The sequence below is a fragment of the Candidatus Omnitrophota bacterium genome (genome assembly GCA_016929445.1).
Taxonomy (GTDB): domain Bacteria; phylum Omnitrophota; class Gorgyraeia; order JAFGIU01; family JAFGIU01; genus JAFGIU01.
Window position 1 is genome coordinate 102,692 of sequence record JAFGIU010000011.1, and the last position, 21,136, is coordinate 123,827.

Below are 21,136 nucleotides of genomic sequence, written 5' to 3' on the forward strand. Positions count from 1 at the left end.
CACTCGTTGTATAATCCTTCTATTGACTCAAACTCCGATTCAACCAATATTTGACAGGGAGATGCAGGATTGCTGAACAGAAGCTTTGTGTGGACTCTGGCGGGCTTGATTTTGGCCATGCCCCTTTTCTTAAGTACAAGTCTTTTGGCGGCTCAGGAAGATTCCGGCCCGGAGCTGGACGCGCTAAAGAAGGAAAATGCTCAACTCAACGAGCGGGTTGCAACGCTTGAGGCTGCTGTCAAGGCCATTCAGCAGCAGCTCCGCGAGCAGAATGAAATGCCGGAGATGCGTGTTGCCGAAGTCAGCGAGGCCGGCACGAAAGACAAACCTGGGGTTCGTTCAAAACTGCCTTTAACTCTATACGGTTTTGCGAAGTTGGATGCAGCCTATGATTCCTCCCGGACCGATGACGGGAACTATGCACGCTGGGTCGAATCCGAAACGGCAAATAGAGGTGACTCCCAATTCAACATGACCGCTCGCCAGACACGGCTGGGAATGAACTTCGAAGACTATGATTTGGGCCGGAGCCTGAAGACCGGGGGAAAGGTTGAAGTGGATTTTTACGGAGGCGGGGCGGAGAACAAGAACGCTCTCCAGATGAGGCACGCCTACATGAACCTGAAGTGGGAGGATCAGGGCACGGAGCTCTTGGGCGGCCAAACCTGGGATCTGATCTCTCCATTGAATCCCTCCACGCTCAATTACACAGTAGCCTGGTGGGCCGGCAATCTGGGCTACCGCAGACCCCAGGTGCGCCTGACCCGGAATATGGATGTGGGCGAAAGCTCCCAGCTGACCCTTGCAGGCGCTTTGACTCGCACCATCGGAGAGGATTGGGGGTTTGACCCGGGCGATACAGGGGAGGATTCCGGGTTTCCGACTCTTCAGGGCCGGGCCGGTGTTTCCTTCCCCTTCATGGATAAAACAGCCGGGTTGGGTCTTTCCGGCCACTGGGGTGAGGAAGAGTACGACAGCGCCAATGACGGCACCCATCAGAACTTTGACACATGGTCCGGAAATCTGGACCTTTCCCTGCCCCTTTGGAAAGGTGTAACATTGAAAGGCGAGCTTTGGTCCGGCGAAAATCTGGACGCGTACTTGGGAGGTATCGGTCAGGGCGTGAATCAAACCCTGCTTCAGGAGATTTCCTCAAAGGGCGGATGGGCAGCCTTGAACTTCCCAATCTGTGAGAAATGGCAAATCAATTTGGGGGCGGCTATCGACGATCCGGACAATGACGATCTCAACAACGGGGACCGCTCGGAGAACAGGGCGCTCTGGGGCAATGCGATTTACAATATGACGGATTTCACGCAGGTCGGCTTAGAACTCTCCTCGTGGGAGACCAAGTACAAGAACCAGGGGGATGGGTCCAGCACACGTGTGCAGTCCTCTGTAATTCACAAATTCTAATCACAGGAAAAGGAAATGAAAAAACTTCTCATCGGCACTTTGGCGGTGCTCTTGTGTTGCACGGGTTGTTCCGGGTCGTCTGCTTACAAGCGGGTCTACAAAGGGCACAAGGATGCCCTCAACTCGCGGCACTATGCGCAACCCCTGGAAATTTGCTGGTCTGCCACAAAACGGATGCTCCTGGATCACAACTTTACCATTGAAGAAGAATCCGGAGACATGCATCGCATTCTTGCAAAGAGGCATTTCAAAGATGGCAAAAGAACCGTGACCTTGAGTTCGGAAGTGTTGTTGGAACCGGATCCAAAGGGTGGGACCACAATTTTCATTAATGCCATAGAGACCAAAGAAAAATATTTCGTACGCAGCCATTCCCGCTTCTTCCTGTGGGTTATTCCTTTGCCCGGCGGTGGCGGCAAGTCGGCCAGCGAAGTTCAGGAGTCCAAGCGCACCATCGTGGAGAAGAAGTTCTTTAAGAGATCCTTTGAGGCGATTTCCGATCAAATCGACCAATTGGTCAAGACGCCTGAAAAGTGAAGTACCTTGGCTTGGTCTTGACAACCCTGGTATTGCTCACCGCTTGTTCTGCCCAGCAGCTCCGGGATCACCGCATTACCCGCTCTCACGAGCTTTTTAGTTCCTACGACCTTGACATCCAGGATAAGATCCGTCAGGGAATCATCGAGATTGGTTTCAGCCCGGATATGGTGATGCTGGCTTGGGGCAGGCCTGATGAAGAAAAAGTGCGATGGACTTCGGAAGGCGAGCTCATCGTTTGGACATACACGCGCTCCCGCACGGAAAGAGAAACTCGGGACATGAACATCCCCGTGGAAGTCACGGATTCCCAAGGCAGAAAAAGCATCGAATACCACGATGTGGAGGTGGACTGGGACCGGGAGGAAGAATATCCCGTGGCCCGGGTGGAGTTCGAAGACGGGGAGGTCACTGCTTTTGAGCGCTTCAGACGCTGAGCCAACGGGCAGGGAGGTTCATGCTCAATGCGACGGAACTAAACGATCTTGTCTCTCCCCAAACATTTTGTGACCCCGGAAAAGGCTGAACACCACGCGCAGATCCTCTCCAACCGGATCCGGAACCGGTATCGTCACTTGTCGCGCCGGTTTCGCAAGCAGGGAATCGAGTGCTTCCGGCTCTATGACTGGGATATTCCCGAAGTGCGGGCTGTGGTGGACTGGTATGCCGGCCATGTCGTGATCGCGGAGTACGAACGCCTGCAAACCGGACCGTGGTGGTTGCCCCGGATGGCCCTGGCCGTGGCCGAGACGCTCAAATTGTCCATGGACCAGGTCTATGTGAAGCGCCGTCGAACCGGGCCGGGTAAAGAGGATAGGCCCCGGTACAGCCGCCTCGACTCCAGAGGAGAGCGCTTCCCCGCAACGGAACGCGACTTGAAGTTCTGGATCAATCTAAATGATTTCCTGGACACCGGATTGTATTCCGATCACCGGAATACGCGTGTTTTGATCCGCGAAATTGCGCAAGGAAAGGATTTTTTGAACCTCTTTGCCTATACCGGAGCTTTTACTTGTGCGGCAGCCGCGGGCGGAGCCAAGACAACGGTCACAGTGGACCGCTCCGAGACCTATCTGCAATGGGCCCAAGACAATCTCAAACTCAATGAGCTTTGGGGGACGGACCACGAGCTCATTCAGTCCGATGTGCCCCGCTTCCTCTCACAGGCGCAGAAGGAGGGGAGGCGCTTTGACTTGGCCTTTGTGGACCCTCCTTCATTCTATAAGGAGCAGAGCCGGGATCTGTGCTTTGACATCAACGAGGACCACCCTGGCTTGCTCAAGTCTGTGCTCCGGTTGATGAAGCCCGGATCTACGGTATTTTTTTCCACCAACCACCAGCGTTTTGAGCCGCGTTTTGAGGGCCTGCCTGTTCAAGAATTGAAAGAGCTGACCCCCCGCACCATCCCTGAGGATTATCGCAACCGCAAGATCCACCGGTGCTGGCGGATGATTTCTCCGGCAAGGCCTTGACATCCCCCCAAAAAACATTAAACTTGTGATTTAAACAAGCGTTTGATTTTGCGGAGACAAAATGACTGATCTCGCTCATACAGACAAGACCCGGGAGAGACTCATTGGAGCAGCGGGCCAAGTCTTTGCCGAACAAGGGTTTAGGCGTGCGACAATCCGGGAGATCTGCCGCCGGGCCCGGGCCAATGTGGCATCCGTGAACTACTATTTTGGGGACAAAGAAAAACTCTATTCCGAGGTTTTGCGCTACGGAATGGACGCAACGGCCGCTGCCTACCCCACCATTTCCGGCTTGCCGCGGGGGGCGACCGCCGAACAGCGGCTTTTTTCCTTTGTGCATTCCATGCTTTTGCGTATGCTGGGCTGTTCTGAAAAGCCGGACTGGCACGGCCAGCTCATGGCCCGTGAAATGGCTGATCCGAGCACCGCGTTCCGGGGATTTATCGGGGAGTTTGCCAGGCCTCTGACAGAAGAGCTGGAGGGTATTCTTCGTGAAATCCTGGGCAAGAGGGCCAAAGAGGAGACAGTCCGCCGTTGCCGTTGGAGTGTCTTTGGTCAATGCATGGTGTATCAGCACTGCCGCGGGGTGGTTGAGGAACTGGACCCCAGACAGTCCTATGACATAGCGGAAATTGAGCGCATTGCCCGGCACATTACGGAGTTTTCCTTGAAGGCCATGAAGCCGGACACGGAGATTGGATAGGTTGTCATCCCGAGCACAGCGAAGGGATCTGTGCGGAACAAAGATCACTGCGTTGCTTGGCTCCTCGTGATGATGATGCCAAAGAAAGAGGAACTGAAATGAGGAATTTTGGAATTGTGACATTGGGTGCGCTGTTTATTCTGGCTGCGGCCGGATGCGGAAAGCCTGCAGAGGGCCAGAGCGGGCCTGGGGGCATGTGGGCCGTGGGTGTGGTGAGTTCTCCGGCAGGACTCGAAATTGTGGAAGACAAGCTTTCGCTGGTGGGATCTTTGGAGGCGAATGAGACCATTGAGGTGCAGAGCGAGTTGGAGGGCACTGTGGAGGCCATCGATTTCAGCGAAGGCCAGTCCGTTCAAAAAGGCGCAATCCTGATACGGATCAACGAAAAGAAGCTGCAGGCTTCCTTGGACCAAGCCCAGGCCAATCTGAAGCTGGCCCAAGCCACGGAGAAGCGTTACAAGGCACTGGTTTCCAGCAATGCAGTTTCGCACCAGGAATACGACCAGACCATCGCAACTCTGGCCGCAGCCGAGGCAACCGTGGAACTTGCCAAGGAACTGCTCGAGGATGCGACCATTGCCGCTCCTTTTTCCGGAGTCCTGGGGTCCCGAATGGTGAGCGAAGGCCAGTTTGTTTCCAAGGGGACGAAGCTCACATCGCTGAGCAGCCAGGATCCTATCAAGGCTGAATTCGAAGTGCCGGAGCGCTATTTGAGCCAGGTGAAGATCGGGCAGCCTGTGAAGATTTCTGTGGCTGCGTATCCCAACGAGGTGTTTGAGGGCGAGGTGTATTTCATCGCACCCCAGGTTAGCCAGACCACGCGCACGGCTTTGGTGAAAGCGCGTATTCCGAATCCGCACAGCAAATTGATGCGCGGGATGTTTGCGAATTTGGACCTTGTGCTGGAAGTCCGGAAAGATGCAGTGGTGGTCCCTGAGACGGCTGTGGTTCTGCGGGGTGATGACAGCTTTGTGTATGTGGTTGACGAGAAGAGCGCGGCACAGATCCGGCCTGTGCGTTTGGGATTGAGATTGGAAGGCCGCGTGGAAGTTCTGGAAGGCGTTCAGGCAGGGGAAGTCGTGGTGGCCGAAGGATGGCAAAAAATCGGACCCGGATCCCCTGTGAAGTTGGCCGAAGAGCAGAGGTAAATAAGAATGGGCCTTCCGGAAATCAGTATTAGACGTCCTATTTTGGCCACCATGATGAGCCTGACCTTGGTGCTCTTTGGCGCGATCGGGATACGGCAGTTACCGGTTCGGGAGTTGCCGGATGTCGACCCTCCGATCGTCAATGTGACGAGCGTGTATCCCGGCGCCAGTGCGCAGATCGTCGAAACCCAGGTGACCGAGCCCCTGGAAGAGGCGATCACCACGATCGAAGGTATCAAAACCCTCACCAGCCAAAGCCGTGAGCAAGCCAGCCTCATTACCATCGAATTTGATCTCTCCCGCGATGTGGAGTTAGCTGCCCAGGATGTGCGCGACCGTATTTCCAGGGTGCGCGGGAAATTGCCTGATGACCTGGATGAGCCTGTGGTTGCCAAACAGGACGCGGATGCCCAACCTTCCATGTGGGTGGCGCTCAACAGCGATCGCTACAGCACCCTGGAGCTTACCAAACTGGCAGAGGATCTCTTTAAGGACCCTATACAAGTGGTTCCCGGAGTGAGTTCCGTGATTATCGGCGGTGCCAAGCGCTTTGCCATCCGGATCTGGCTGGATTCAAAAAAGATGGCGGCGCATGGCGTCACGGTCCAGGATTTGGAACAAGCCCTGCGGGAGCAAAGCGTGGAGCGCCCCAGTGGGTTGCTGGAAGGCCGTCAACGCGAGCTCTCCATTGAAATGCGCGGAGAGCTTAAGACGCCGGAGGAATACAACCGTTTAGTTCTCAAACAGCAGGGCTCCGTCTTTGTGCGCCTGATGGATGTGGGCAAAGCCGAGGTGGGTGTGGAAGACGAACGCTCTGTGGCCCGGTACAATTCCCATCCGGCGGTTGGCCTGGGAATCGTCAAACAATCCAAAGCCAATCTCATTGAAGTGACCAAGGGCGTCAAGGCCGAACTGAAGCGCCTGGCTCCTCTGGTGCCGGACGGAGTCAATGTGGCCATTGCCTACGACGAATCCGTTTTTGTGGAAAAGGCCATCAAGGAAGTCTGGGTTACCTTGGGAATTGCCTTTATTTTGGTGATTCTCTCAATCTATGTGTTTCTCCAGAACTTGCGCGCCGTGCTCATTCCCGCAGTCACGATTCCGGTTTCGATCATCTCCGCTTTTGCCGCCCTTAATCTGATGGGCTATTCCATCAATATTGTCACGATGCTGGCATTGATCCTGGCTATCGGCCTGGTGGTGGATGACACCATTGTGGTTCTGGAAAATGTGTACCGCCATGTGGAGGAGGGAATGACGCCCATGGAGGCGGCGTTCTCGGGCATGAAAGAGATCACCTTTGCCGTCATTGCCACAACCACGGCACTGGTTGCCGTGTTTTTGCCCTTGGCCTTTCAAACCAGTCTGACCGGAAGGCTCTTTATTGAGTTTGCTGTCGCGATTTCCTTTTCTGTGGTTATCTCCACCTTTGTGGCGCTCACTTTGGCCTCTACGATGGCGGCGCGCGTGTTGCGTCCGGTGCCCAAGGTGCGGGAGCACAAGATACTGGATTATTTTGAAGACCGGTTCAGCGCTTTGACTCGCGTGTACACGCGCCAGCTCGGTTGGTCCATGCGCCATCCCTATGTGATCGGTTTTATTGCAGCGGCTGCCGTTGCGGCATCGGTTTTCATGTTTATGCGTCTTGAACGGGAATTTCTCCCCGACGAAGACAAGGGTTGGCTTTTCTGCATGGTACTTTCTCCGGAGGGGGCGACCAGCGAATACACGGATCGCATGGTTAAACGCATGGAGACTATTATCGGAGAAACCCCTGAAGTGGAAGGGTATTTCTCCGCGGTTGCGATAGCCATGGGAGGACCCGGCCAGTCCAAGCAAGGAGTGGCCTTTATCCGGCTGAAAGAAAAACACGAGCGCCACGTGCGCAATTTGGTGGGAGACCCCAACGGGTTGCAAGGGCGTTTCTTTAACGAGGTCCAGGGGGCCATCGCGATCCCCATTGTGCCCAAGTCCATCGGCCGCGCTTTTGGCCAGCCTTTTCAACTGGTACTTCAAAACCAGGACTTGAAAGAGCTCAACCGCTATGCCGACGAGTTGGCGAACAAGTTGCGCGGCATGGGCTTTTTGATCAATGTGCGCTCCACATTTGAAATCAACAAGCCGGAACTTCGTTTGGAAATTGACCGGGATCGGGCCAATGCTTTAGGGGTTTCCGTGGAGGATATCTCGCGCACGCTGCAGATCCTTTTCGGAGGTTCGGATCTTGCCAATCTGACTGTCTCCGGCAAAGAGTATGATGTGATCGCCCAGCTTCAGCGAGAGTCCCGGCTCACACCCCAGGATTTGGACCAATTGTATGTCCGGAGTAATCTTGGGGATCTGGTGCAATTGAGTAATATTGTGACTTCCGATACAGGCGCAGGTCCGAGCGGGATCAACCACTACAACCGCCTGCGGTCTGCCACGATTGAGGCGACTCCTGTGGGGGTACCCTTGGGCCGGGCCATGGATCAGGCAAAAGCTCTGTTAGAGAAAGACTTGCCCCCGGGATTTCGATACGAATGGTCCGGTGAGTCCGGGAATTTGGAGGATACGGGCTCGGACATTCTCATAGTATTCATTCTGGCAATTATTATCATCTATATGGTTTTGGCTGCGCAGTTCGAAAGCTTGAGCCATCCGCTCGTGGTGATGCTGACTTTGCCGCTGGCCGGCTTCGGGGCCTTCGGTTCCTTGTGGCTTCTGAATTGGATTTCTCAAATGGGCCAAGGTTTGTACTTTGCCGCGAACTTTAGTCCCGATCCCTCCGCATTAGTCAAGACTCTGTCGGGCTTTGTGCCGGTGATGTCGGGGATGAATATCAATCTCTACAGCCAGATCGGGATGGTGCTGCTGGTCGGTCTTGTGAGCAAGAACGCAATTCTTCTGGTGGATTTCGCAAATCAGCGCGTGGCCCGGGGCATGGATGCGAGGGAGGCCATGATGGAAGCCGGTCGGGTGCGTTTGCGTCCCATCATGATGACTGCGGTCTCCACCATTGTCGGTATTTTGCCCATTGCTATCGGGTTCGGAGCCGGGGGTGAGAGCCGCCGGCCTTTGGGCGTGGTCGCGGTCGGGGGCATGGCAACAAGCACCTTTCTGACGCTCTTCATTATTCCTGTTTTCTATGTGGCGATTAGCCGCATCTCACGCCGGGTGCGGCCTCCGAAGGCGGCGGCCGGATTCATGGCACTCCTTTTGGTTACCTCCTCTTTGATGAGCTGTGCCACGGTAGGACCCCGGTACGAGACTCCGGCAATGGAGCTTCCCCAGGAATGGAAGACGCGTTTGGAGTCCGGGGAATGGAAAGAAGCCTCACCCCAGGATGAAGCCGACAAGGGGGCGTGGTGGGAGATCTTCGGGGACCCGGAGCTCAACCGCCTGGAAGAACTGGCTCTGCAGGAAAACCTGACTCTGGAACAAGCCTTGGCAAGAGTTGAACAGGCACGCGCCTTGGCGCGGGTCCAAAAATCGGAACTTTTTCCCGACTTGAGATTCAACCCTGCGGCCATGCGCTCGCGCCGGACTCTGAGTAGCTTTGGATCCGGTTTCGGCGGGGCTGGCGGAGGCTTTACGCAGAATTTTTATTCCACCCCTCTGGATTTGAGTTATGAAATCGACTTGTGGGGGCGAGTTCGCAACTCTTTTGAAGCCAGGCGCGCAGAGCTCGATATCAGTGTGGCTGAGTACCGCAGCCTGCACCTGACACTGAGCGCGGATGTGGCCCAGAACTACTTTTTGATCCGTGAATTGGATGCTGAGTCCGCTATTCTAAAAGAAACAGTTGAGCTTAGGCGGGAAGCCTTGGAGCTTGTGAAAAATCGCGTGGATGCGGGAGTGGCAGGAGAACTCGATCTTTCGCGCGCAAGTACCGAACTGGCTGCAGTGGAAACCGAGGCCTTTGATTTGCACAGACGCCGGGCTGAAATCGAGAACGCCTTGGCCGTGCTTTGCGGCAAGGCCGCTTCCAGCTTTAATCTGGAAACCGGAACACTGAACACGGAGTTGCCCTCGATTCCGCCGGGCTTGCCCTCTGCGCTTCTGGAACGCCGGCCGGACGTGGCCCAGGCTGAACGCCGGATGGCTGCGGCCAATGCCGAGGTGGGTGTGGCCGTAGGAGCTTTTTTCCCGGCCATTGCTCTGACGGGCTCTGCGGGATTTGAAAGCGCCAAGACCTCCAATCTATTTGAGACCGATAGCCGCGTCTGGTCTTTAGGTCCCAGTCTGTCTTTGCCGGTCTTCCAAGGGGGGCGCAACCGGGCGGGCTTGGATGCAGCCAAGGCGCGCTACGAAGAAAGCGTGGCTGCCTACCGGCAGCAGGTGCTTACCGCCATTGCCGAAGTTGAAAATGCGCTGGTTGCATTGAGGCTTTTAAGCGATCAAGCTCAGGCTCAGGATAAGGTGCTCAGCTCCGCGCGACGGACTGCTGAAATTTCCGAGTCGCGATATCAAGAGGGTCTTGTGGGCTATCTCGAAGTGGTGGATGCGGAACGCTCCCGCCTGGACGCTGAACTTTCCTCAGCCCGAATCCTCCGCCAGCGCCTGATCTCAACGGTTCTTCTTATCAAGTCTTTGGGCGGGGCTCCTCAATCCTCCGAATGACCCGTCTCTTCATATCTGGGGCTATAATATCCGCACAAGCGAGGAGGAATCATGAGAAGACTTGTTCTGGCTCTGCCGGTGTTGTTTCTTCTTGGATGCAGTGAAGCGGTCGAGGTTGGAGGGGTGGAATGCCCTTATTGTCACGTGATGAATCCGCCCGGACGCACCTATTGCCAGGATTGCGGCCGCCGTGTGGCCAAGTATCCGTCCCGCCAATCCCCAAGCTCCGGGACTACAGCTGCCCAAACCGCAACTTCCGGGCCCACAGTGCAAGGGGCCAAGGTCAAAACCATTTGCTTCGGGGGAGAGTCGATTAATCTGACCAGCCATCTGGTGAGCGGGGGAATCACGGTCTTTGACTTTTATGCGGATTGGTGCGGGCCCTGCAAGTCCCTTGGTCCTGTTCTGGAGAAATACGTCCAAAGCACTCCGGATGTGTTCCTGAGAAAAATCAATATCAAAGAGTGGGGCTCGCCTGTGGCCGAAAAATACGGCATTCGCTCCGTTCCCTCCATTTGGATTTACGGGCGTAAAGGCCAGGTAGTGGCCCAGGGCATCAATGGGATGGGGAGTGTCCAGCAGGCCCTGCAGCAGGCTCTTCAGTGAAACAGAATCCATCTAAAGCCGTGCTCTCAATTCTGCTCGGGATTTTACTGGGCCTTGTGTTTGCCGAGACCGGACTGCGCGTTTTGTGGGGCGAAAGCCTTCGCTTTAATTTTTTCCGTGAGGGCATCTGCCAACGTCACTCCGTGCTCGGCTGGGTCGGGAAACCGGGGCAGGAGCTGAATGTCCAATTTGATCCCGTGGACATGGCCGACGCCCGGATCCGGATCAACCAGGACGGCTTCCAAGATCAAGAACACTCAGCAGAGCCTCAGCCTGGTGTGAAGCGCGTGGCGTTTTTGGGGGACTCCTTTACGATGGGTTACGGAGTACTCGAGGAGGAGCGCTTTACGGATCGAATACAGCGTTCTCTCGGGCCGGACTGGGAAGTCCTCAATTTCGGCATGTGGGGTTACAGCACGGACCAATCCCTCCTCAGCTTGCGCGAAAAGGTTCTGCGCTACCAACCGGACTATGTGATTCTCTGTTTCTTTTCCAATGATATTCTCGGCAATTTGTTGAGCGCCCAGGAAAATGGGCTGTATCTCAAACCCCGGTTCGCATTTTCCAAAGGGAATGAACTGGTGCTGAAGAATGTGCCGGTTCCCTCCAATCGTACGCCCAGCGCGCTGTGGAATTTGGGCCTGAGCCGTTGGCATGCGCTCGGCACGCGCCTGCGTTTGGGGAAAAAGGTCTTTGAACGGGGCTGGATGTCCTGCTTTGACCTGGATTTTCTGGAAACCGGGCATTATGACATGACGCTCCGGCTTTTGCAGGAGATGGCACAAAACACCCGGGCGTTGGGAATCAGACTGGGGATTGTGGTGATTCCGAGCCTGGAGCAGGCCTTGGAGGAGCCTACAAAAGCGCTGCTGAGCCTGCAGCTGGACATTCCTGCTTCGCGCTTGGCCCTGAGTCTGCCGAGCCGTGCAGTGCTAAGCGCAGGGGAGGCGACGCAGACACCGGTCTTGGACCTCTTGCCGTTCTTTCAGGCTCAAAGGAATCCCCAGGACCTGTATCTGCGGGAAGACCCGCATTGGAATGCGCGAGGCCACGGTTTGGCAGCCGGACAGATCAGTGCCTTCTTGTTACAAATATCTGAACTTTGACCGGCCCGGATCTTCTCTTTTTATTGTTGAAAATAGGACCGAACTGGTTCTATATTAAAGGCACGAAAATGTGAGGAATCGACTGGAGGTATCGCATGAATATCGTGGTCCTTTTAACGGGCATGGTGGCTGCCATGCAAGGGGTTTCTCCTGGAATGACGGGGGCCTCCGGGGATCCGGGGGTGTTGCGAGCCGCTTCCGCGTGGGCGGAAGAAGCCACCCATCCGGTCCTTGAACCGGCATTAGCCGTGTTAGATCAGCAACTGCGCGCCGCAGCTCTCCTGAACCGGGCAGCCTAAGTCCTCATCAAGGGCTGCGGTCTGTGCTAAAATGGCCCGGGTTTTGCGACTGATTAGACCAGGAGGCCAAAGATGCCAGAAGATGCTTTAAAATGCCCCCGCACTGGGGTTCCAATGAAGGAAATCGAGGTGGGTGGACTCCGGGTGCACCTCTCAGAGGGATGCGGGGGAATCTGGTTTGACAAATGGGAGCTCGAGAAGTTTGACGAGCCCCACGAAGAGGCAGGGCAAGAGCTGCTCGAGCTGATGGCCAAGTATCAGAAACAGGATATTGACTTGGAGCAGCGCTTGCGGAGTCCGCGGGATCCCAATGTCACCATGATGCGGCGCTTCTGGAGCGTGAAGCAGCAGGTGGAGATTGACGAGTGTCCGGCGACCGGCGGCATTTGGCTGGATGCGGGTGAGCTGGCCCGGATACGGGAAATGTTCTCCACAGAAGACGAGCGCCGCTCGGCAGGCAAGGCTTTTATCAAAGGGATGTTGGAAAACAGCGCGGCGGTTGCCGAAGCGCGCGGGCAAAGCGAAGAAGCCGGGCAAAAGGCGCGCCGTTTTGCAAATATGTTTAAATTTATATGCCCCAGCTATTACATTCCTGGAGATCAGGACTGGGGAGCCTTTTAAGTGTGAACTTGTTCCGGGGCTGCGTGGTTTTTTCAACTGCGCGGCCCCTTTGCCATTAATATCAATCGAGATAGACCGAAAGGGAGCATCGTGATAAAGAAGAACCATGCAGAGGGAAATCCCGCTGCCAAGTGGGTTTCATACAGTCCGGATATCAAGATCATGGACTGTACCATTCGCGACGGCGGCTTGATGAACAACCATGCCTTTGATGACGAGGTAGTGAAAGCTGTTTACAAGGCCTGCGCCGAGGGCGGGATCGATTATATGGAGATCGGGTATAAGAACTCCAAGCGACTTTTTTCTGCGGATGAGCACGGGGCTTGGAAATTCTGCGCTGAGGAAGATATGCGCCGTGTCCTGGGCGAAAACGATACGGATCTCAAGATTTCAGCCATGGCAGATGCGGAAAAATGCGATTACAAGGAAGACATCTTGCCGCGGAAAGACAGTGTGCTGGATATGATCCGGGTGGCCTGCTATGTGCACCAAATTCCGCTGGCTCTGGACATGATCAAGGATGCCCACGACAAGGGCTATGAAACGACGATCAATATGATGGCGGTGTCGATTGTTCCGGAACGGGAAATTGATGAAGCGCTGGAGCTTTTGGCGAAGTCCGAGGTGGAAACATTTTATGTGGTTGATAGTTTTGGCGCTTTGTACAGCGAGCAGGCCCATTTTCTTTTGGACAAGTACATGAAGTATGCCAAGCCTGCCGGCAAACAGGTGGGTATGCACGCGCACAATAACCAGCAGCTCGCCTTTGCGAATACCGTGGAAGCGGTCATCAAGGGAGCGACGATGTTGGATGCCAGCATGGCGGGCCTTGGCCGCGGAGCAGGGAATTGCTTAACCGAGCTCCTGATGGGCTTTCTGCATAACCCCAAATACCGTCTCCGGCCGGTTCTCAAATGCATCCAGGAGACGATCGAGCCCATGCGCCAAGACCTGATGTGGGGCTTCGATATTCCGTATATGCTGACGGGTCAAATGAATCAGCATCCGCGTACAGCCATCAAGTTTAACGCCGGCGAGGAAAGGGGCAATTATGTCCGCTTCCTCGACATGATGAGCGACGAGGAATAGGCAGTACGGTTTTCTGCAGGGAGTTGGAAAGGGCTACCCAAAGCGGTAGCCCTTTTTGCATGCGGAGGCGATATGTTAATAACTTTATAAATACTTGATATGTATGCTCCTATATGGTAAGCTTTTCCCACCGATGTCTATCCAACCCGTGACCCGGAATCCTCCGGAAGCCCTTTACCTAGGAAGAAGATGTTAAAACGCTGCAAGCACCCCCTAGTAATTAGGATGTCCCGAATAAGCCTCTGCTTGGCCATGAGCCTTGCTTTTGCCTTGACACCGGCTCTGGCAAGGAGCTCCGGGTTCGGAGAGGATCTCGCCATTGTGGCCAGCCTCGATACAGGCATTCGTGAAGTCTGGGATGACTGGGCCCGCCGTGAGGGGATCCAGCAGGTGGCGGGCCGCGCAGGGCAATCGCTAGAGGCTTTGTCGAGGATTCTCAGAAACGAGGAGCCTTCTCTGAGGCTGGAGCTTCTGGTGCTTCTAGCAGCAAGGGATTCTCTGCAGAGCGGAAAGCTTCCTGTTCCTGAATCTTGGCTTCTGGAGCTCCGCGATCCGGTTCATCAAATCACCCGGTTCGACCGTCTGATAGCAGCGCTCTCCCGGCCTGGGGTTCGGAATCTTCTGGGGGCAGGAAGCGCGGAGCTTATGGAATTTCTTCAGCGTTTTCAGCAAGCACAGAGACAACCTGAAGAAGCTTACCGGGACTACGCAGCCATGCGTAATGCAGCTATTTCCCTTTGGCAGCAAGGTGTTCGAGAGCTGGATGTTGCCGCAATGGGCCAGAAAGGCAAGCTTGGAACGCAAAGACTTCGAGAGATCATCGAGGAAATGTCGGAGCGGAGGTACATCCCCCGGGGAATCCTGGATAGTTCCGGAGATGTTTTTGTCGTTGAGGATATGGAGACACAGGAGAGATATGTCCTTGTAGCCTTAGATCCGAAGCGGACCGGTGATTCCCGGCTGATTCGGTCCGTGCAAGATGAGCTGCAGCACCCGAATATTGTCGATGTTATATCTGTAGATTCGTCAAATCGTTATTACATACTTCCCTATGTGGAGGGCATGTCGTTAGCCACTGCTCTGAGCGAAAAAAGACTTGATCGTGTACAGACTCTTGTGGCGCTCAGGCGCGTGGTGAGTGTTGCCCGCGCAATCTGGAAGCACTCTCCCGGTTTTTGGGCATTTGATCCCAGCGAAATCATCTTGCAAGCAGAGGGCGATGGATCCGGACTCATGTTTGTGGGGATCCGCCCGCAAGCATTGACTTCTCTGGCTCCTCCTTTCCAGACTCCGGCTGAGGTGCTGGTGGAGAGGATGATTGCCTGGGCAGGGGAAGTGGACCCAGGGCTTGCTCAACAACTAAGCAGGCGGGCAAAGCATATCACACAGTTCGAAGCAGAACTGGATCGTTTGGCGCCTCCACAACTGAGAGTTGCTGAGACCTTGTCCGGACAAAAGGAGTCGAGCGAGGAGACTCCTGTGGACTGGTATGGCCGAATCAGTTTGCAGCAGATTGACAGGTTTCAGCCGAAGAGTCCCAGCGATTCGTATGAGTTTTCCGTCAGTATTTCTTTGGAGAGTATGAATGCTGAAGAGGTCATGGTTAGCGACGTGCAACGTGACCGGGTGTTGAGGTATTTGCAGTCCCATCTCTGTTTTCGTGCCAGTCCCACCTCAACTTTTCCGGATGGCAAGCGACCAACCATTCATCTTTACCCCCATTCCATAGACGTGGACAGTATGGATCCGCGTGTGTTTGAGATCAAATTCGGATTCCCGGCTGTTCCATCGGAGGGAGAGTCGCCGTTGCTTTTACCGCCCGGTGCGACAACCTGGGTGTTGGAGTTTGGTTGGGTCGGAGAAGTAACGGCCACACAAGAACCTACGTGGTTTCCGTTGCCTATATCCAAGGAGCAACACTGGGTTCCCTTACTTGTGTTCGAGAAGGATTCCGCAGAAGTTGTTCCCAACGCATACCCCACGCGTGTGACAGCTCTGAGTCTGCATGAGCGGCTGGCTTTGCAGTCACAGATGAGCGTTCAGAGGCTTCTGGAGAGCATTACTCGAACCGGTGGTGTCCAGAGTTCCCCCGTGGCAAACCTGGGTTGGGATCAGCCCAGAGATTCGGCATTGGTCCTGAAAGCACTTGTCCATGAGTTAACAGATCTGCCTCCGGACCGCGAGGATGCCAGGAATGAAATCGAATGGAAAATCTTCAGTTATCTGAATTTTATCGACAGAACTCATGCCATTATTAAAAGGGATCCACAGCAATATCCCCATGGTCTGGGCACAAGCCGGTATTACCTGGAGGCCGGCAGTGATCATGAGATCGGGGAGCCGCTGAGTCTCGACGCAGGACAACCGCAGCATGACGGTCTGGCATTAAGGGTCGTTGCTTTGAGTGATTTTGCGTTGGAACTCGCAAACCACGGTCGTTGGGATGAGGCCCGGGCTGTTTATGAAACGATCCAAAAGGACCTTCGCTTTCTTTACACGAGTCAGCCCGACTCGCTTTGGCCGTCGAGGAATTTACAGGCACCTTGGGAAGCAGGGAGTTTTGATGTATGGGAAGAACTCGGGGGTCTTCATTTTTATACGCGTATGGTTCAGCGGCGCGCATTGTTGACCGCAGCAAAGGTGGAAGACGTTCTGGGGATAAGCAACCAAGGCAATGTTGATCTGCGTGCATTGGCATCATTGATCGAGCAAGAGCTTGGAAAACATGTGTGGACCCTGGGGGACTTGCTCGAAGAAGCAGAAATTTCAAGTGAAGAACGGGAGCTGATTGAAAAGCTCGTTGGGTATCTGGGGAAAGATAGGTCTGCCCTGGAGACACCTATTGTGGTCGCCAGCTTGGATTACTACGGGAAAGTACTACGCGTTTTTGATAGCGCCAATTTGGGGGCCTTGATTCACACGTTGGAGGAATCTGAGGTTCAGTGGGGGCTGCAGAATCCGGCCTTAATGAATACGGTGGCTGCCCTGGAATTTGCTTTTTCCGATGCCTTTCCCGTCAATCAGAGATGGGCAGCGTACCGGCCCACAGGGATGGGGATCGGGCGTTATGTGGGGGATTGCTACGATGGCTACGGCCTCAGCCGGGGAAATCCCTGGACGATTTCCACCTTGTGGATGGAGCGCTACTTCACACGTCTTGCGTTGGAATGGATGCAACAAGGGAACCCGGAACTGTCTGCGGATAGGCGGCTCTTTTACAGGCATTTCTTTGAAATAGACCCAAAAAACCGGCGTCTAAAAAAACAACAGCCCCAGCAACTCATTACGCGGGCCCAGGAAATTTCGGAGGGATACTTGGACTGGGTACTCAGCCACCTGCCGCAGGATGGCAGTGTAACCAGTCAGGTGGATGCGGAGACCGGATGGCCGCGGGGAACCCGGAATCTGGCATGGGCCCACCGGGCCCTTGTCCGGTCTTATGTGGATCGGGAGAGACTGGCCGCCCGGATGGGCCGTGCTCCGGAGGAATTGTATCGACTTTATTCTTGGGTCAAGGAGATGAGCGTTGCAGGGCAGCTGCCGGTTGCATTTTTGGATGCGGATCAATTCTTTGGGGACGGCCCTGCAGAAGGCCTGGAGTCCTTGAAGTCCTGCTTAGCCGAAATGCAGCGTGCAGTTCCCACCCTATGTATCCTATCCAGCCGGCCCATTGAACAGGTAGAGCGTCTGTTGCTCAGGGCCTCAGACGGAGAGGCCCTGCCGATTCCATATCTTATTGTGGGCGCGCAACCCAATCGGTCCGGATCTGCTGAGCTCTACTTGTTTAATCAAGAATCCGGCGGCTATCTTCGATACAGCCAATCTCTTGGCAACTGGCAAGAGGCCGTTAAAACCCTGAGTGAGGTCCTGGATCTTCCCATTCATCAACAGGCCTATATAGGCAAGGTGTCTGGACCGGTCCGGTGGATGCGCCGGCGGAAAGCCGGTACGGCGATAGAAAGCCTGGGGTGGGGAGTTGTGATCCCGCTGGTGGATGAGGGAGCTCAATACGAATCTCCTTCGCAAAGAAGTGCGGCGAATCCTATCGTGTACTCCGGCCAGAGCGGTGTCTTAGGGAGTGTAAGAGCAGTCCGAGTTTTTGAAGAAGCAATCCAGGCGCTCCGTGTTTCAGATCCCGATCGGCAATGGAGGAGTATTTCTGCGGCTCATGTGAAAGTCCCCAGCCCCCAGGCAGTGCAGGAAGGACTTGCTGCCTTGCTTGTACGCATCGGACCTAACCAGGTAGGACATTTCACACGTTTGAAAGCCTACCCAGGGCAGCCCCTGACGGTTGTTTCATCTGAACCGGGGATGCTGTACGTTGGTTTGGGTCCGGATCAGGAGCCGTGGAGGGAGATTGGGTGCTGGCCCTTACAGCCCCAGTTGCCTCCGCTTCATGGGTATCAAGCGGAGATCAGGGGTGCTTCTGCTTTGACGGTCAGTTGGCATGTGCCCGGGTCTGATCAGGTTTGGTGGGAGCCCCAAGACATTCTGATCGAAAGGCAGGAGGTAAATGCGCCTGAGCAACTCAGGAGAATTCTGGATCGACGATCCAAAACCAGCCTGATAGTGCTGGCCAGCGAGGGTATGACAAAGAAGGTTGCAGGCCTCACACCTCTCGACCGTATTCTCGGGGCGAGTGGCCTTTTGGGGACTAATGGTCATGTGGTCTTTGCGGGCCTGGATAAGGGACAAGAGCATCCGGATTCCGATGCGCTCCGCGCTTTGCATCAGCTTGAAGTCAACTTTTTGGAAGCTCAGGCGGATCGTCGTGAGGACTTACTGAGAGCCATTGCCTTGGCCCGGGAACGTGGTGCGGAACATCTGTTGGTGCTGGACTCGCGCTGGATCCCCGATATTTCCGCACTGGGCTGGATGACCCACATTCTTGACGGCCGGACAGTCACAATGGCGTGGAGTGTGGACGGACAGCAAGTCCCAGTGGCCTGGTCTCTGTCCGTTGAGGATGCCCTAGAAGACCCGAATCGTTTGACCGATATTCTTCGTGGTGATGTGGGACAGTGGCATCCGTATTACAGCTCAGTGTCTCCGCTAGGCAATTGGAATAATCCTTCCCACCGGTCAATGCTGGAGATATCTTACCCCAAGGCCCTGGGGCGCTATGGGGCCCACACTCAAGGCCTGTACCCCATGGATCTTGCATGGCTTATCTTTGACGCACACGGGCTGCCTCAACCACCCACAGTCTTGCGCGCGTCTCCTCGTTCTTTGGTGGTTGCCACGCCGGAGGGCGACCGGATTCTCAAGATATTTACGCCGCTTCACGATGGATTTAATCGATTTATGCGTGAAAAAGAACACGGTCTGCATAATCCTTTCTCTCAAACCTTGCTCTGGTTTGATCCGCATCTTATGGCTGTGATGTTTGATGCTCAAATAGGCCAAGCCCACCAGACCATGGCTGCGCAGCTGGATACTGTACGCGATATGGAGAGCCTCCGGGCGATTATGAAAGGCGCTGCCAGAGGCTTGGCCTTGTATCATCAAGAGGCATTTTCAGAAGCGGGCTATATGACGGAGGAGGGGCCGTCGCTTCAAATTTGGGGCCATGTACCCTATAGAGATTTTCCTACCGTATCCGGGCCTCAGATTGAAACGATCTTTGATCAGCACCATGGGTTGATGCGGAACTACATGCAACAATTGCCTCGAGACTGGGCCAATATTTCTGATTCACATCTACAGGCCTGGCGTTCGGTTGTGGAGTCGCAGAGACTTACAGCAGTTGTGGATGATCCGAGTCCGTGGAATACCTTTATGGACGAGAATCACGGCGTAGTTCAGATGATTGATGCCGAGTGGATTCAGTCCGCACCTGCCGCGATGGACCTGGCCAATTATGTCATTAACTTGCTTGAGGCAGGATACCAGATGCCGTTTCTAATGGAGCATTATGAGGAAGCAGTGGAAGTTTTTCTCCGGGAATATCTGTACCGGATTGACGACAATGCTGCCCTTGAAGCAATCCCTTTCTTTATCGGAAGTCGTTTGCTGGGCAATGCGTGGTATGAATTGACGGTGAACGGCAATCCGGCCAAAGCGCGCTGGGCTGCACAAATGGCTGAGTTCTTTCTGAAATCCGGCCCAGGCTCCGGATGGACTCACATTCCCACAAGAGAAGTTGAAATTACCTACCGGCCGGATGATGGATGGGGTGGACACCATGTGGGTGTGGTTGCACCATTTACTCATGAGCACTACAGGCCGATGGATTTTGATGAGGAACGCGGAGTCTACAAAACACGCCTCAAGATTCCCTACGGACCCCACGAGTATCATTTTGTTGTGAACGGACAGGCGATCTCTGATCCTCAAGCGCGGCGGCAGCTTGCGCGGGGTGGAATTGGAAGACGCGGAATTCTCAATGTACAGCCCGGGGCAGAGAAGGACCCAGAAGGGGTTTTCAGAGACCCTTCTTTACGCCTGTTTGAAGAGTACCTAAGGTCAGTGTTTGAACGGGGCGAAGTGCCGGTCGTTTTCTTCGATGTGGATCACACGCTTTCACAGGAGTACCGGGGGCCGCTTCGGCAGAGTACCTTGGAGAGCTTGGGACAAGTGGGCGCTCTTGCGGGTCTTAATACAGGGGCGGACTTTCTGCATGCGGGCCAAAGAGTTTTAAGGCCTTTGAGTGGGATGGATTCTGAGGTGCGGCTGCCTTTTCTGGTTTTGGGCAAGGAGCAGGCAGAGGGGATTTCCTTCCTGGTTTATGCGTGGGAGGAGAAACTCAAGGGTTATGTCTTGCTCTTTGAGAGTGCCGATAAGGGCACTGCCATGGATGAGCTCGCGGACTTTTTGGGTTGGCCTCGATCTTCGATGGTTTTTGTGGGGGATTTCCCCCAGACACAGGAAGGGGGGCTTCCTATCGACGATTCTGTTTTGCAATCAGAAGTGGGGATGATTGTTTCTGTGGGGGAAGGCAGGTCTGTGGACACGCTGCGTGTGCGTTCCGAAAGTTCCGCTACATTGATTGCTCCGGAAGAACTCGATGAGCCATGGGTGGGCCCGACTCGATCTGGAGAGTTGATGCAGACTTTTGCGGGGCTTTTAGCCGAATACCCCCAGGAGGTGCAAAAGGCGCAAGCGCATATTCAAAAAAGAATCCAAGAGCATTGCAAATCCCAGCCCTCTCTGGAGCGGGCGAGGCAAGTGGTCGTAAACCGGAAGAACCTGGGGGAAGTGATCCAACTTGAAGCGGAACAAATTCTAGTAATTCGCAGTCAGAGCCCCGGGGCTATCCACGCCGGTGTCGAGACTGACAATGGTTGGGAAAATGTGCAAGAAATTCCGCTGGTGCGTCAGCCGGATGGAACTTATGCGGAGAGAATCCTGGATCCCCGAATCAATATATTTCAAATCATGCAGTGGACTGATCGTCCATCCGGAAAATGGGGATGGGAGGAACAGGTTTGCCGCATCAGCCGTGTTCCTCCCACTGCTGGAAGTCCCATTCCGGCCCCGGGTGGCACAGCCTATCTTGCCGAGCTTCTGAGTCAGTCGCTTTAAGCCGGGGTATATA

13 protein-coding genes are annotated in these 21,136 nt (G+C 54.8%); all 13 read left to right on the forward strand.

Translation table 11 applies throughout. The features are described from left to right. The first annotated feature begins 69 nt into the window (after positions 1-69). The 13 genes from JW937_01510 (at position 70) to JW937_01570 (ending at position 21,123) form a co-directional block, all read left to right on the forward strand. Complete coding sequence (locus tag JW937_01510) at positions 70-1,416, forward strand: hypothetical protein (GenBank protein MBN1586087.1); 1,347 nt, start codon at positions 70-72, stop codon at positions 1,414-1,416. A 15-nt stretch (positions 1,417-1,431) separates the two neighbouring features. Further along, a complete protein-coding gene (locus tag JW937_01515; protein MBN1586088.1) occupies positions 1,432-1,953 on the forward strand; it encodes a hypothetical protein in 522 nt (173 codons plus the stop codon). After that, the gene (locus JW937_01520) at positions 1,950-2,390 is read left to right on the forward strand and encodes a hypothetical protein (GenBank protein MBN1586089.1); all 441 of its coding nucleotides are present in this window, start codon (positions 1,950-1,952) and stop codon (positions 2,388-2,390) included. The genes JW937_01515 and JW937_01520 overlap by 4 nt, the downstream gene beginning before the upstream one ends. Before the next feature lie 48 nt (positions 2,391-2,438). Next, on the forward strand, positions 2,439-3,425 hold the full coding sequence (locus JW937_01525) for a class I SAM-dependent methyltransferase (GenBank protein MBN1586090.1): 987 nt from the start codon (positions 2,439-2,441) through the stop codon (positions 3,423-3,425). Between the two features lie 61 nt (positions 3,426-3,486). Beyond that, positions 3,487-4,128 (forward strand): CerR family C-terminal domain-containing protein, encoded by a 642-nt coding sequence (locus JW937_01530; protein MBN1586091.1) that lies wholly within the window; start codon positions 3,487-3,489, stop codon positions 4,126-4,128. A gap of 98 nt (positions 4,129-4,226) precedes the next feature. After that, positions 4,227-5,276: an efflux RND transporter periplasmic adaptor subunit gene (locus JW937_01535; GenBank protein MBN1586092.1), complete on the forward strand. Its 1,050-nt coding sequence runs from the start codon at positions 4,227-4,229 to the stop codon at positions 5,274-5,276. 6 nt (positions 5,277-5,282) lie between these two features. After that, on the forward strand, positions 5,283-9,878 hold the full coding sequence (locus JW937_01540; GenBank protein ID MBN1586093.1) for an efflux transporter outer membrane subunit: 4,596 nt from the start codon (positions 5,283-5,285) through the stop codon (positions 9,876-9,878). 147 nt (positions 9,879-10,025) lie between these two features. Further along, complete coding sequence (locus JW937_01545) at positions 10,026-10,484, forward strand: thioredoxin family protein (GenBank protein ID MBN1586094.1); 459 nt, start codon at positions 10,026-10,028, stop codon at positions 10,482-10,484. Further along, positions 10,481-11,590 carry an SGNH/GDSL hydrolase family protein gene (locus JW937_01550; GenBank protein MBN1586095.1) on the forward strand — a complete coding sequence of 370 codons (1,110 nt, stop codon included), beginning with the start codon at positions 10,481-10,483 and terminating at the stop codon, positions 11,588-11,590. The genes JW937_01545 and JW937_01550 overlap by 4 nt, the downstream gene beginning before the upstream one ends. Positions 11,591-11,685: 95 nt before the next feature. Further along, positions 11,686-11,889 (forward strand): hypothetical protein, encoded by a 204-nt coding sequence (locus JW937_01555; GenBank protein MBN1586096.1) that lies wholly within the window; start codon positions 11,686-11,688, stop codon positions 11,887-11,889. A 114-nt stretch (positions 11,890-12,003) separates the two neighbouring features. After that, entirely contained in the window at positions 12,004-12,510 is a 507-nt protein-coding gene (locus JW937_01560; GenBank protein ID MBN1586097.1) for a zf-TFIIB domain-containing protein, read from the forward strand. Positions 12,511-12,672: 162 nt separating this feature from the next. Beyond that, positions 12,673-13,599 (forward strand): aldolase catalytic domain-containing protein, encoded by a 927-nt coding sequence (locus JW937_01565; GenBank protein ID MBN1586098.1) that lies wholly within the window; start codon positions 12,673-12,675, stop codon positions 13,597-13,599. 225 nt (positions 13,600-13,824) lie between these two features. Continuing rightward, positions 13,825-21,123 (forward strand): hypothetical protein, encoded by a 7,299-nt coding sequence (locus JW937_01570; GenBank protein MBN1586099.1) that lies wholly within the window; start codon positions 13,825-13,827, stop codon positions 21,121-21,123. The last annotated feature ends 13 nt before the right edge of the window (positions 21,124-21,136 follow it).

Excerpts from the sequence above, each read along its gene's own strand:
- JW937_01565 (MBN1586098.1), top strand. The coding sequence starts at position 12,673 with ATGGACTGTACCATTCGCGACGGCGGCTTGATGAACAACCATGCCTTT.
- JW937_01555 (MBN1586096.1), top strand. The coding sequence starts at position 11,686 with ATGAATATCGTGGTCCTTTTAACGGGCATGGTGGCTGCCATGCAAGGG.
- JW937_01570 (MBN1586099.1), top strand. The coding sequence starts at position 13,825 with ATGTCCCGAATAAGCCTCTGCTTGGCCATGAGCCTTGCTTTTGCCTTG.
- JW937_01515 (MBN1586088.1), top strand. The coding sequence starts at position 1,432 with ATGAAAAAACTTCTCATCGGCACTTTGGCGGTGCTCTTGTGTTGCACG.
- JW937_01545 (MBN1586094.1), top strand. The coding sequence starts at position 10,026 with ATGAATCCGCCCGGACGCACCTATTGCCAGGATTGCGGCCGCCGTGTG.
- JW937_01535 (MBN1586092.1), top strand. The coding sequence starts at position 4,227 with ATGAGGAATTTTGGAATTGTGACATTGGGTGCGCTGTTTATTCTGGCT.
- JW937_01540 (MBN1586093.1), top strand. The coding sequence starts at position 5,283 with ATGGGCCTTCCGGAAATCAGTATTAGACGTCCTATTTTGGCCACCATG.
- JW937_01530 (MBN1586091.1), top strand. The coding sequence starts at position 3,487 with ATGACTGATCTCGCTCATACAGACAAGACCCGGGAGAGACTCATTGGA.
- JW937_01560 (MBN1586097.1), top strand. The coding sequence starts at position 12,004 with ATGAAGGAAATCGAGGTGGGTGGACTCCGGGTGCACCTCTCAGAGGGA.